At 72.1% G+C, this 12306-nt stretch carries 11 protein-coding genes; 7 read left to right on the top strand and 4 right to left on the bottom strand.

Annotated elements, in window-relative coordinates; translation table 11 throughout:
• Nucleotides 1-58: 58 nt before the first annotated feature.
• The 4 genes from ACYVF6_RS16860 (at nucleotide 59) to ACYVF6_RS16845 (ending at nucleotide 4514) form a co-directional block, all read left to right on the top strand.
• On the top strand, nucleotides 59-1207 hold the full coding sequence (locus tag ACYVF6_RS16860) for a DUF58 domain-containing protein (RefSeq protein WP_460522212.1): 1149 nt from the start codon (nucleotides 59-61) through the stop codon (nucleotides 1205-1207).
• A 3-nt stretch (nucleotides 1208-1210) separates the two neighbouring features.
• Complete coding sequence (locus ACYVF6_RS16855; protein ID WP_460522210.1) at nucleotides 1211-3421, top strand: transglutaminase TgpA family protein; 2211 nt, start codon at nucleotides 1211-1213, stop codon at nucleotides 3419-3421.
• Between the two features lie 45 nt (nucleotides 3422-3466).
• Nucleotides 3467-4030 carry a hypothetical protein gene (locus ACYVF6_RS16850; RefSeq protein WP_460522208.1) on the top strand — a complete coding sequence of 188 codons (564 nt, stop codon included), beginning with the start codon at nucleotides 3467-3469 and terminating at the stop codon, nucleotides 4028-4030.
• Between the two features lie 112 nt (nucleotides 4031-4142).
• Nucleotides 4143-4514 (top strand): nuclear transport factor 2 family protein, encoded by a 372-nt coding sequence (locus ACYVF6_RS16845; RefSeq protein WP_460522206.1) that lies wholly within the window; start codon nucleotides 4143-4145, stop codon nucleotides 4512-4514.
• A gap of 118 nt (nucleotides 4515-4632) precedes the next feature.
• Here ACYVF6_RS16845 and ACYVF6_RS16840 read toward each other — a convergent pair whose 3' ends face one another.
• Genes ACYVF6_RS16840 through ACYVF6_RS16830 form a run of 3 tightly spaced genes read right to left on the bottom strand, consistent with a single transcriptional unit; the run spans nucleotide 4633 to nucleotide 7477 of the window.
• Nucleotides 4633-6198 carry a serine/threonine protein kinase gene (locus tag ACYVF6_RS16840; protein WP_460522204.1) on the bottom strand — a complete coding sequence of 522 codons (1566 nt, stop codon included), beginning with the start codon at nucleotides 6196-6198 and terminating at the stop codon, nucleotides 4633-4635.
• On the bottom strand, nucleotides 6195-6878 hold the full coding sequence (locus tag ACYVF6_RS16835) for a hypothetical protein (protein WP_460522202.1): 684 nt from the start codon (nucleotides 6876-6878) through the stop codon (nucleotides 6195-6197). The genes ACYVF6_RS16840 and ACYVF6_RS16835 overlap by 4 nt, the downstream gene beginning before the upstream one ends.
• Nucleotides 6875-7477 (bottom strand): hypothetical protein, encoded by a 603-nt coding sequence (locus tag ACYVF6_RS16830; protein WP_460522200.1) that lies wholly within the window; start codon nucleotides 7475-7477, stop codon nucleotides 6875-6877. Before ACYVF6_RS16830 ends, ACYVF6_RS16835 begins: the two co-directional genes overlap by 4 nt.
• 123 nt (nucleotides 7478-7600) lie before the next feature.
• Here ACYVF6_RS16830 and eccD point away from each other — a divergent pair, with 123 nt between their 5' ends.
• From eccD to ACYVF6_RS16815, 3 genes are all read left to right on the top strand, one after another.
• Nucleotides 7601-8998, top strand: coding sequence for a type VII secretion integral membrane protein EccD (eccD, locus tag ACYVF6_RS16825; protein WP_460522198.1), 1398 nt, complete (start codon nucleotides 7601-7603; stop codon nucleotides 8996-8998).
• A gap of 6 nt (nucleotides 8999-9004) precedes the next feature.
• Nucleotides 9005-10432 carry a type VII secretion protein EccB gene (gene eccB / locus ACYVF6_RS16820; RefSeq protein ID WP_460522196.1) on the top strand — a complete coding sequence of 476 codons (1428 nt, stop codon included), beginning with the start codon at nucleotides 9005-9007 and terminating at the stop codon, nucleotides 10430-10432.
• Between the two features lie 75 nt (nucleotides 10433-10507).
• On the top strand, nucleotides 10508-10807 hold the full coding sequence (locus ACYVF6_RS16815) for a hypothetical protein (protein WP_460522194.1): 300 nt from the start codon (nucleotides 10508-10510) through the stop codon (nucleotides 10805-10807).
• Nucleotides 10808-10900: 93 nt separating this feature from the next.
• On the opposite strand, the gene ACYVF6_RS16810 is transcribed toward ACYVF6_RS16815, so the two are convergent.
• Nucleotides 10901-12298, bottom strand: a complete 1398-nt coding sequence (locus tag ACYVF6_RS16810; RefSeq protein ID WP_460522192.1) for a hypothetical protein — start codon at nucleotides 12296-12298, stop codon at nucleotides 10901-10903.
• Nucleotides 12299-12306 lie beyond the last annotated feature (8 nt).

The following is a 12306-nucleotide window of genomic DNA, read 5'->3' as shown; positions in this document are numbered from 1 at the left end:
GGGGCGTGGCGAACCACCTACTGGCGTGGCGAAGGTTCGCCGGGTTGGGATACGTCTGATGCGCCGCTTGCCCTTGACCAGGCGCGGCTGGACCGTGCTGGTGGCGGCGATCGCCTTGTACGCGGTCGGTGCGCTGGCCGGATACGTCGTGTTCCGGGCGCTCGCGGGCGTGGCGCTCGGCGCCGTGATCGCCGCGGTCCTGCTGACCTCCCGGCCGCCGCGGGTCGAGGTGCGCCGTGACCTGTATCCGGATCGGGTCGAGCGCGGTCGCCCCGCGCTGGCGACGCTGCGGGTACGCAACGCGGGGACCCGCTGGCAGGCCGCGCTGTCGGCCTGGGACGTCGCGGGCGAGGCGCGCGAGCAGGTGGCGGTGCGGCGGCTGGCACCTGGCGCGGAGGCGACCTATCGCTACGAGCTTCCGACCACGCGGCGCGGCCTGCTGCCGGTCGGGCCGCTCGTCCTGGAACGTTCCGACCCGCTCGGGCTGGCCCGGCACCGGCTGGCCGCGGGCGGCAGCACGACGTTGTGGGTGCACCCGAAGCGGCACGCGGCGGGCACCGCGATCGCCGGCCGGCCACGGCACCACCACGAGGGCCGTACCACCGACGACTCGCTGCGCGGCTCCGCCGACCTGCGCGACGTCCGGCCGTATGTCGTCGGGGACGAGGTGCGGCACCTGCACTGGAAGGTGACCGCGCGGACCGGGCAGCTGATGGTCCGCGACTACGTGGACCCGGACCAGCCGCGGCTGAACGTCCTGCTGGACACGCGGACGGGCGTCCTGCCGGAGGACGGGTTCGAGGAGGCGGTGGAGGTGGCCGCCTCGCTGGCGTTCGGTGCGGCGATGGCCGGGCACCGCTGCCGGCTGCTGACGCCTGCCGGGCTCGACCTCGTTCCGCCAGCGGGGCCGGTGGCCGCCCGGATGATGCTGGACACGCTGACCGAGGTCGCGCAGTCGCCGGCCGATTCGCCTTTGCTGCCGACGGTGCTGACGTCCGGCCGGTCGGGCGGCGGCACGTTCGCGGTCGTGACCGGGCCGATGCGGGGCGGGCGGGAGCTGGCTCCGCTGGTGGCGCGCTTCCATCCGGTAACCGTCGTGGTGATCGATCCTGCGGAACAGCGGCCCGGCGGGTCGAGCGAACGAGTGCGCTGGATCGTCGGGCGGGATGCCGTCGCCGCGGTCCGGCAGTGGAACGTGGAGGCGTAGCCGGTGCCCAGTCGACGTTCTGTTGCCGGCGTGCTGGTCGCTGCCGGGCTCGGCGGTTTGTGCTTCGCGCCCGTGTTCGGTGTGCCGGCGCTCGCCGGGCCGGTGCTGGCGGTCTGCGTCGCGGGCTTCCTGGTGGTCGAGGGGACGCGGCGGTGGGCGGCGCTCGTCGCGTGGCGGCCGGTGCTGTTCCTGGTCTTCGGACTGCTGGCCGTGGTCGAGACCATGCTGTTTTCCACGACGCTCGCCGGCGTTCCGACGGCGTCGACCGGGCGGGCGCTGGCCTCGGGCGTACGGTCGTGGCAGCGCACGCTGGAGTCGACCTGGCCGGCGCGTCCCGAACCCGAGCTGGCGTTGTTCGTGCCGTTGCTGGTGCTGCTGGCCGGCCTGCTCGGTGTGGAGTTGCTGTACCGCTTCGGTGGGCTGGCGGCGATGCTGCCGAGCCTCGGTGTGGTCGGCCTGAGCCAGGCGTACCAGCCGGCGAGCGGGTGGCCCGCGTACCTGCTGGCAGTTGTCTATGCGCTGACGGCGGCCGTGGTGCTGGTGCCTGCCCGGGTGGCGCGCGGTGCCGGTGTGCGTCGCACGCGTTCGCGGGACTGGATGCCCTTGCTCGGAGCGGTCGGGCTGACGGTTGCCGGGCTGCTCGGCGGGCTGCTGGTCGCCGGGCTCGCGCCTGGCGGCTCGGATCCGTACACGTTGCGCCGGGCTCAGGCCGAGCAGGTGCCGACGCCCCGGGTGAACAGCCCGCTGGACGAGGTGACGGCTCGGCTGTCCGACCCGGAGGCGACGGCGTTCCGGTATCGCGCGAGCTCGTCGTCCGGGGCCGGCACCGGAACGGTGGGCGGCGGCTCGACCGGTGCTGCTGCCGATGGAGCGCGAGTCGACCGCTGGCGGCTGGTCGCGCTGGACGACTTCGACGGCACCAACTGGACGACCGACAGCCCGTTCCTGCGGTTCGGCGCGGAGCTGCGGCCGGGCCAGTCGCTGCGAGTGCCGACGTCGCCGTCGGGCGCCGAGGTCGACGTGCGGTCGCTGCCCGGGCCGTGGCTGCCGAGCCAGTCGTTGCCGCGGGCGGTCGGCGAGGGTGGTGAGGTCTACGTCGAACCCGGCAGCGGGACGTTGTTCGCGACCGACCGGCCGGATCGGTACACCCTGGCCTGGTCGACTCCGCAGGTCACCGGCGAGGCGCTGCTGGCGGCCGCGGTCGACCGTTCCGTTCCGGTGGGGGACGTGGGCAACCCGCCGCCGGAGATCGTCGCGCTGGCGTCGTCGGCGGTGTCGGGGAAGCGGGCGACGGTGCAGACGGCGCTCGCGCTGGAACGCTTCCTGGCCTCGCGATGCTCGCTGGTGAGTGCGGGCAAGCAGTTGCCGGCGGGGCATGGATGGCCGCAGTTGAAGCGGTTCCTGCTCGAGGACAAACGGGGGACCAGCGAGCAGTTCGCGGCGGCGTACGTCGCGCTGGCGCGGTTGAACGGCATCCCGGCCCGGCTCGTGGTCGGCTTCCGTACGCCCGCGGTGGCCGACCTGGACGGCTGGCTCACCGTACGAAACAAGGACGTGCTGGCCTGGCCGGAGATCGCCGTCGACGGGATCGGCTGGTGGCCGCTGGACCCCGCGGGGCTGGCGGACCCGGCCCGTCCCCGTAACGACTCGCGGGACGCGGTGACGGCGAAGGCCCGGGCCGAGCTGCCGCCTCCGGACCAGCTCGACGACCCTGCCGTGCCGAAGGAGGACTCGGCGCCGGAGGCGAGCGGCGGGCCGGTGCTTCCTTCCGTGCCGGTGGGTGCGCTGGCGTGGCTGCTGCTCGTGCCTGCGGCCTGGGTGACGGGCGCGCCGTTCGCGCGCTTCGTACGGGCCCGCCTGCGCCGCCGCCGTGGCGGGGCCGCGGCTGTGACGGGCGCGTGGGTGGAGGCCAGGGACCGGCTGCGTGCACACGGCGTCCCGGTGACCTCCGGCATGACCGTCCGCGATCTGGCGACCGCGGCCACGCCGATCATCGGGCCGGGGGCCGGAACTCGTACACAGGCAGGCCTGTCGCGACTGGCGCTGGCGGTGGACGCGGCCCTGTGGTCACCCGCCGACCCGTCGGACCAGGTGGTGTCGCAGGCCTGGACCGGCGTCGGCGAAGTCGTCCAGGGCTTGCGTGCGCGGCCGTGGCGTTCGCGCCTGCGGGCAGCCCTCGATCCGCGAAGCCTGCTTGGGGGATGGCAGCAATAGGACTGCCGCGATCGGAGTGTTTCCAGTCGATCTAGCGTTGCGCGCATGCTGAAACTCCGGCTCGCCTTCGTCGTTGCGACAGTTTCCGCGCTGGCAGCGCTCGCGCTGGCCGGCTGCGGTTCGGCGGGGGACGGCGCCCAGCCCACCACGCCGGCGACCACCTCGGTGTCCGCCAGTCCGACTTCGACTCCGACTTCGACGCCCACCTTGACGGCGACGCCGACGCCCTCGCGGACGGCGCCACCGCCGCCACCTATGGCCGCGGATGGCACCCGCTACCAGGAGTGCGCCGACGGCACCTGCGAGGTCGCGATCCCGAAGCCGGTACGGATCTCCCTGAGCTCCGGAAACGTCCTGCGGATCACGAAAGTGGCCGCCGACGGCATCGACATCGACCTCTCCCTGGCGGCGGGCGGCGGCGGAACCGGCACGCTGAGAGGCAACTGTGGCTCGATCTTCCAGTTCGCGCCAGGTGGTGGAGGCAGCGGCAAGTTCTGCCCGGCCGATGGCAGCTCCAACCCTTCCCCGGAACCGATTCCCGGGATGGTGCAGCTCCAGATGGTCGGCTTCAACGCCAACGGCGCTGTGCTCCGCATCGTCTCCGGCTGAGGCTCTCGGGGCTGCCCGAACGTGCAGTCCTTCGGCTCGATCCGTACGCGAGCGGTTGCGCCGGAGGATAGTGGGTTCGGACCGGCCGGGGTTCAGGGGAGGGAGCACCACCATGTCCGATGTGGCTCAGGGAATGTCCGATCGTGTCTTCGCCGCGGTCGACGCGATGAAGGCCGATGCGTTCGTCGAGTTCTTCGCCGAGGACGGCAGGTTCGTCTTCGGCAACAACGAGCCGCTCCTCGGCCACCCGGCGATCGCCGCGGGGCTGGAGGGGTTCTTCGCCACCATCCAAGGCCTGCAACACGAACCCGTCCACGAGTGGATCGTCCGGTCCGACACGATCGTCGAGAGCCGCGTGACGTACACCCGGCTGGACGGCGGGACGGTCACCGTCCCCGCCGTGTCGATCTGGCAGCTGGGAGACGACGGCCTGATCACCGACTACCGGATCTTCGTCGACCTCGCGCCGCTCTACGCGACGTAGGTCTCACCCAAGCTCTTGCGTGACCATCGCCCAGATGAACGCGCCCAGCGGCATCAACACACCGATGGCGCCAGCGTCACAGGGCGCTTACAGCTCGCTCGACGTTCGCTTGCAAACGTCAGTCGTTCCGGCAGACGGCGCCCCGGATCGCGCGGGGGTTGGATTCCCAGGTGTTGGTGCCGTCGGTGCCCTGGATGAGGAAGCAGTACTTCAGGTCTGGGTCGACTTCGGCGGTGTAAGTCGTGGCTGTGCCGCGGAACTTGGTGGAGGTGTCCTTCTTACCTTGTTCGGCGATGATGACCGCGTACGACAAGGGCTTCGAGCTGCGCCAGGCGAGGCGGACCGTGGTGCCGCGGTCGGAGAGCTGGTTGATCTCGATGCGGGCGTTCGGTACCGGTGTGCTCGACGGCTTCGCCGGCCGGGTCGGGCTGGAGTCGCGGTCGGACGGGGTGGTGGCGGTCGGCTGGGTGGCGACGGCCGGTTTCGAGGCATTCGGTTCGGCCTTGTCGTCGTTGCCGCCGCCGACTCCGCCGAGCGCACCCACCAGGACGATGACGACGGCGAGTACGGCGGCCGCCGCGATGGCGATCGACGGGAGCTGCCAGCTCCGGCCCGGTTTCGTGCCCGCCGGCTTCGGTTGTCCGGGATTCGGAACTGGCGGGCCCGGGGCGACGGGGGCGTGCTGTGGCCCAACCGGCCCAACTGATGCGGGCGGCGCGGCCATCCCGGGCGAAGGTGCGGCCACCTCCACCGGCGGCCCTCCAACCGGCGGAAAGTCCGGAATCCCCGACACGCTCGCCCGCGCCGCCGGTAGCTCGTCGCGGAAGTCGTCGAAGTCGGGGCCGGCGTCCTCTACTGAGGAGGGCGACAGCGGCTCGCCGAACGCGGCGGCCAGTTCGCGGAGGACCTCGACGACCTGGGTCGCCGACCCCGGCCGTGCCGCCGGATCCTTTGCCAGCAAGGCGGTTACGAGCGCCGGCAACGCCGGCGGCAGGTCCTGCCCGGTCACCGTCGGCGGTGGCTCGCCCAGCGCGCGCAGCAGCACCTCGCCCGCCGGTTCGCCCGGACGGCTCGGGAACGGCGAGCTCCCCGTCAGCGCGAAGTGCAGCACCGCCCCCAGCCCGTACAGGTCGGCCGCAGCGGCCGGTTCCGTTCCCCGCAGGACTTCTGGTGCGATGTACGCCGCCGCTGCCTCCGGCTGCCGCGGGAACCGGTGCCGCAAGCAGAGCCCGAAGTCCGCCAGCACCGGCTGCCCGGCCGGCCGGAACAACACGTTCGCAGGCGTCACGCCCCCGTGCACGATCCCCACGTTGTGCGCGTCGCTCAGAACGGTCGCGAGAGTTTCGCCCAGCCCGAGGACATCCGGCAGCGCGAGCGGCCCGCCGACCTCGACGAGCTCCGCCAGCGACTGCGCGCACAGCTCCATCCAGATCGCGGCCCGCCCGTCCGGCAACTCTTCCAGCCGGTCGATCAGCAGCGTCGAGGAGACGTTACGCAGCGCCGCAAGTGTGCGTTGCTCCTCCAGCAGCTCGGTCGCCGTCGCCCGGTCGAGGCCGGCCGGGTAGACCTTGACGGCCGCGGCGCGCCCGCCGGCCGGCGGCACGGTCATGTACACGGTGGCCACCGGTCCGGTGCCCCGATGGACGAGCGCGGGTTCGGGTGTCGTCGACATCGCGGTAGTCATCGTGGCATGCCTGTCCCAGGAGGGGTCCCAGCAGCGGTCCCAGGAGCGGTCCCAGCAACGGTCCCGGCGGCGACCGGTTCGACCGTGTCGAGGTACGCGCACCCGTGCGCGAGCAGGACTCGCAGCTCACCGAGTACGTCGGCGAGCACCTTCGCCGGATCGACCAGCGCCGCCAGCGCGTCCCGCCCGTCCGAGCCGGATCGGATCCGGTCCTGGCAGTGCCGCCACAGGGTCGGCGCGACCCCGCCCCACTGCCACAGCCGGTACGTGCCGGCGTCCAGCAGCGCCGCCGTCCCGACACCGGGTACGCCGATCGCGTGCAGCTCCGGCTGGTCCGGCGCCGCGCCCAGCCCGACGAGCAACGTGCACAGGCGGTACGCCGTCGCGAACCTCGTGGCGGCGTCGACGCCTTCCGCGGGTACGACCGCCAGCAGTCCGTTCGCGATCAGCCGCTCCAGGCAGGCCTCCGGCTCGGCGATCTCGGCGTCCCGGGCCCGATCGAGTACGTCCGAACGACCCCAGTTGCCCTTGCCGACATCGGCGAGCCCGTGGGCGAGCATCCAGATCCCGAACTCGTCGTCGGTCAGCCGCTCGAGCTTGCGACCCACCCGCACCAGGTGCGCAGTCCCCGGTCCCGCGCCGCCGTAGTGCCCGACCGGGAACACCGCGGCCGCGCTCATGCCGCCTCCCGTACGTCCAGATAGGCCGCCCGCGAGGCGAGCAGCGGATGCAGCGCGGCGACCACCTCCGACAGCACGCGTCCGGGCGGCACGGCGTCCGGCCCGTCATGGGTTCCGGCCGCCTCGACGCAGGCCTGCCAGAGGCTCGGCCGCAGATGCGCCCACAGCCACAGCTGGAACAACGGCTCCGACACCTGTACGACGGGGATGTCCAGCAGGCCTACCGTACGCAGGCTGGGGTCGTTGCCGTCCGGCCCGAGCCCCACCATCAGCGGCAGCAACTGGTGCCGTTCGGCGAACCCGCGTTCGGATCCGGGCTCGATCTCCGCGAGCAGGCCGTCGGCGAGCAGCTCGTCCATCGCGGTGCTGGCCTGCTCGACGTCGAGACCGAGCCGTACCGTCGCGTCGACCACAGCGGTGCGTTCGGGCAGTCCGTTCTCGCTGTCGTGCGCGAGCAGCCAGATCGCGAAGCTCAGGCTGTCCAGGTGCCGGACCCGTGATCCGACCCTGACCAGGAACTCGTACCGTCCCGATTCGGGGCCCTCCTCGACGAGCCGCGGCCCGAAGTCGTGTCCGACGGGGACCAGGAAAACGCTCATCTGCTCTTCGTAGTCGCCGGGCCATTCCCAAGAAGCGCGATGTCCGGTTGCTGCCGCCCTCGCCAACAGCCCTGTGCGCGCCGTGATCCTGATCGCGGAAGAGACGTCGAAAGGGTGCACGAGATGACGATCACCGGGCTGGTGCGGGTCACCGTGGTGGCACCGCAACGCCGGATCGACCTGGCGTTGCCCGAGCAGGTGTCGGTGGCGGAGGTGCTGCCGGGACTGCTCGACAGGGCAGGCGAGCAGTTGCCGGACGAGGGCGTGCCGGATGGCGGATGGGTGCTGCGGCGCGGCGACGGTAAGCCGTTGACGCTCGGCCGTACGCTCGGCGCGCACCGGATCCGCGACGGCGAGCTGCTGCACCTGGTGCCGCGGCGAACCGAGTGGCCGGAGCTGGAGTACGACGATCTGGTCGATGCCGTGGCCGGTGGCTCCAGCCGGCTGGGCTCGTCGTGGAGCAACTGGCACACGCGGATCGCCGGGCTCAGCCTGGCGGCGGTGAGCGTGCTGCTCGGGCTGGCGGCCGTCTGGTGGTCGGGACCGCCGCATCGCCCGCCGGGCTGGGGCGGCACTCCGGGGTGGTCGCTGCTCGCGGCCATCGTCTTGGTGGTGGCCGGCGTGCTGCTCGCCCGCGCGGCCGGCGACTCCGGTGCTGGGGCGCTGGCCGGAGTACTGGCGATTCCGTACGCCGCCGCGGGCGGTGGGCTCCTGCTGGCCGGCGACCGGCCGTTGACCGGGCTCGGCTCGCCGCACCTGCTCACGGCATCGGCGCTGGTGCTGCTCTTCGGCATCGTCGGGCTGGTCGGGATCGTCGACCACGCGGCCTGGTTCGTCACGGCGATCTTCGCCGGGCTGTTCGGCGTACTCGGCGGCTGGCTCGCGACGTTCGAAGCACTCGACTCCGCCGACGTCGCGGCGATCCTCGGCGGCGCGTTGCTGATCTGCATGCCTGGCATGGCTCCGCTGGCGTTGCGGCTCGGCCGCGTTCCGACGCCGTTGCTGCCGCGTTCGACCGCGGACCTGGTGCGCGACGACCCGCAGCCGCCGCGCCCCGCGGTGTACGCGGCGGTGTTGCGCGCCGACGGCCTGCTGACCGGGATGCTGGCCGCGAGCTGCCTGACGGTCGGCATCTGCTCGATCGCGTTGGCCGACTCGGGCAGCCGAGTGGCGACGGCGTACGTGGGTCTGCTGGTCGTCGGGCCGTTGCTGCGGGCACGGTCGTACCCAATCACCAAGCAGCGGATGCTGCTGTTCGGTGCCGCCGCGATCGGCGCGGGCGCGCTGGCGGTCGGCCGGCTGATCGCCGACCGGGCGGATCCGATCGGGCTGACACTGCCCGTCCTGGCGCTGGCCGCCGCACTGTTGATGCTGTGTGGCCTGCGGTACTCCAGGCGGCTGCCGAGCCCGTACCTCGGCCGGTACGCCGAGGTGCTCGAGATCGTCGTCATCCTGGCGATCGTCCCGATGGCGTGCTGGGTGCTCGGGCTGTACGGCCTGATGCGCGGGCTGGGAGGCTGAGGTCGGATGGCGTCCAAGCGCGACCAGCTGCAGTCGTACCAGTTCCTCGTCCAGCGGATGGTGTCCGCGCTCGTGATGCGCGAGTCCGATCCCGAGCAGCCGCCGTTCCGCCGCGCGCTGGCGGCCGGCCTCGGCACGATCGGGATCGCCGCGCTGGCGCTCGGCATCGTGTGGGTCTACGGGATCATCGTGCCCGGCGGCAACAAGGCCTGGCAGGACGGCGAAAAGGTGATCGTCGAGAAGGAGACCGGCACCCAGTACGTCTATCTCGAGGGCCGGCTACATCCGGCCACCAACTACACCTCGGCACTGCTCGCACTGGGGCAGAACACGACCACGGTGCAGGTCTCCCGCAAGTCGCTGGCCGACGTGCCGCGCGGGCCGCGGATCGGCATCGTGGACGCACCCGACGCGCTGCCCGACCGTTCGCGGCTGCTGCCCGGCAGCTGGACGATGTGCGCGGAACCGGCGGTCGACGAGTCCGGATCGCCAACGAGCGAGTCGGTACTGATGGTCGGGCACCGGCCGGCCGGTGGACGTTCGGTGCGGGATGCGGCGCTGTTGGTGGAGGTCGCCGGTGGGGACCAGTACCTCGTCTGGCGCGGATACCGGCATCGCGTCGACCGCGACGACGAGGCGCTGGTCGGGATGGCGATGGGCGCGCAGGCCTGGACCCAGGTCGGCGCGACGTTCGTCGACGTGCTGCCCGCCGGCGAGCCGGTCGCCGCCATCCGGCCGGCGGACCTCGGCAAGCCGTCGCGCGCGATTCCCGGCCGGCGCGGAACCCTTGTGGGGCAGGTCTTCGTGGTCCAGGCGGCTGGAACCGACGTGCGTCGCTACTACCTCGCGGAGGCGGACACGCTGCGGCCGATCTCGCGGTTCCAGCTGGAGCTGCAGCTGAGCATGCCCGAGGTGACCAAGGCGTACGGCAAGACGCCGCCGCGCGAGATCCCGCTGGACGCGGCGCTGGCAGGTACGGCGTCCCGGCTGCCGGACGATCGTACGGTCGACGCGTCGCAGCTTCCGTTGACCAAGCCGGCTTTCCGTTCGCCGGCCACGTCGGAGGATTCGGTGTGCGCGGTGTACGCGCCGGGCTCGTCCGTACCGGGGCTGGTCGTCGATCCCTCGATGCCGGAGGTGGACCCGATGACGGAGACGCCGCGTACGTCAAGGTCGCGTACGGCCTTGGCCGACCGGGTCATCGTGCCGCCGGGCCGGGCCGCGCTGGTCGAGGCGATGGCCGCGGGTACGACTCCACGTGGGACGTTCCTGCTCGTCACCGACATGGGCCGCGCTTACCCGTTGTCCGATCCGGAGCTGCAGGACGTGCTGGGCTACGGCGGTGTGAAGCCCGTCAAGCTGCCCGCGTGGCTGATCGCGCGGGTGCCGATGGGCAGCGGCCTGGACCCGGCCGCCGCGATGCACCAGAGCTGAGCACCACTCCGACGACGGCTTGAACGTCCCGCCTGGGGGTACCGCCCAGTCAGGCCCCCGAAGAAGGAGCGGGACATGGATCTGTCCGACCTGCAGCGCTGGCTGTCCGAGCTGCCGAGCTGGCTGTTCGTGGCCGTGCTGGCGGCCTACATCGCGATGGTCCTGACCGCGTTGATCTTCGCGATCCTGTCGAGGAACTGGAGCTTCTTCCAATCCCTGCTGTGGGTGGTGGTGGTTCTTGCCGTACCGCTGCTCGGCAGTGTGCTGTTCTTCGTCGTGGACGCCAAGTTCAGCCGTGAGCGCAGGACACTCCACGAGGTCGAAGCCGAGCGAGACACCGAGCGAGACGCCGAGGCCGACGCCCCGGCCGGCTGAGGCGCCGGCGTAGACAGGAAGTAACAGGAAAGGCCGGGTGATCCGATCGGGGCGAGGGATCGGACCACCCGGCAGCCTTGGCCGGTAGAGCGGTCAGCGCGTCGGACGCGTCGCGGTCGTCTGCTGCTCGATCTCCCAGAGCTCTTCGTCCAGCAGCTCGACGGTCGCCGGCGCGTCGTCGGTTTCCTTGCGGGAACGGCGGCCGCGCTGCCCGTTCGACATCGCGAACTCGTCGTCTGCCGAGCCGGAGCGGCCGCGCAGCGCGTTCGGCACACCGGCGACCCGCTTGGACTCCACGTCGACGGCCCTGCCGTGCGGAGTCACGACCGGCTTCAGGCGGCCGATCAGGTCCTGCAGCTTGCCGAGCGCCAACGGCGACAGCGGCATGGCACCCATCGGAACGCCCGCCGAGCCACGCGAGCTCGAGCCGCGAGCCGCAGGGGTTTCCGGCAGTACGGGCGCCTGTCCGGAGCCCGCCACGGTGATGCCTCCGGTCACTCGAGCGGCGCGCTGGATCGAGCCGCCGGACCTCGCGGCCGGGGTCAGCGGCACGCTGGAGCCGTACCCGCCGACTCGTCCGATCGGTGCGGTGGTCCCGCCGAGCGGCAGCGAGCCGGGTGCCGTTCCGGTTGTCGCCGGAGCGGCCGGTGGCGTACTGACCGGCGGGATCGTGCTCGGCGCCGGCGCGGTTGCCACGCCTCCGGCCAGTCCGGTGTCGGATCCAACGGGAGTCGCGGCGTTGGCGTTGGCCGCGTTGTCGGCGGCGTTCTCCGCGGCCCGCGCCGCGTCCAGCTGAGCCTGCCGAAGCTGGTCGGCCTGCGTCGTGCCGGCCTGACCGGCGTCCGGCTGGAGGCTGGTCACGGTTTGGAACGGGCGCGCTGCCGTGAGCTCGTCCGAGTCAGCGCCGGGCGACGGTGGCGACCCGGCGGCCGGCCCGTTCCAGGCGTGGCCCTGACCCGCGGCCTGGACCGCCTGGCCGCCCTGCTGGTAGTTCTGGGCCAGCGTGGTGACGTGTCCGGCGGCCTGCATCCGGAGCTGTTCCATCAGATCCTGGATCTGCTTGATGATCGGTGCGAGGATCGCCGCGGCCAACGGACTGGCGGCGGCCATCGCCATCAGCTGCTGCAGGAGCTGCTGGAGCTTGAGCCACTGCTGGTGAAGCTGGTCGACCTGGCTACCGGTGGTCTCGATCTGTCCCGCGAGCTGCTGCAGCACCTGGTCCGGCTTGGCCTGGGACAGGATCTGCTCGGAGTTCTTGATCGAGGCCAGGCCCTCGTCGACCGGAGCCTTGAACGCGACTTCGAACGTCTCGTCCTGCCAGTTCTCGCCGAGCGTGTTGGTGGCTCCGCTGAGCGCGCCGTGGCTCGTGCTGAGCACCCCCGGTGCGGCACCCCACAGCTGGGCGGCGTTCCGTACGGTGCCGGCGTTGTTCAGCTCGGTCTGGGCGATCTCGGCGAGGACCGGCATCTCCAGACTCGAATAATCTGCCATCGCTTTCT

The sequence above is a fragment of the Flindersiella endophytica genome (assembly GCF_054779015.1).
The sequence above is the reverse complement of the archived record's forward strand: the minus strand, read 5'-3'. Positions and strand labels throughout refer to the sequence as shown.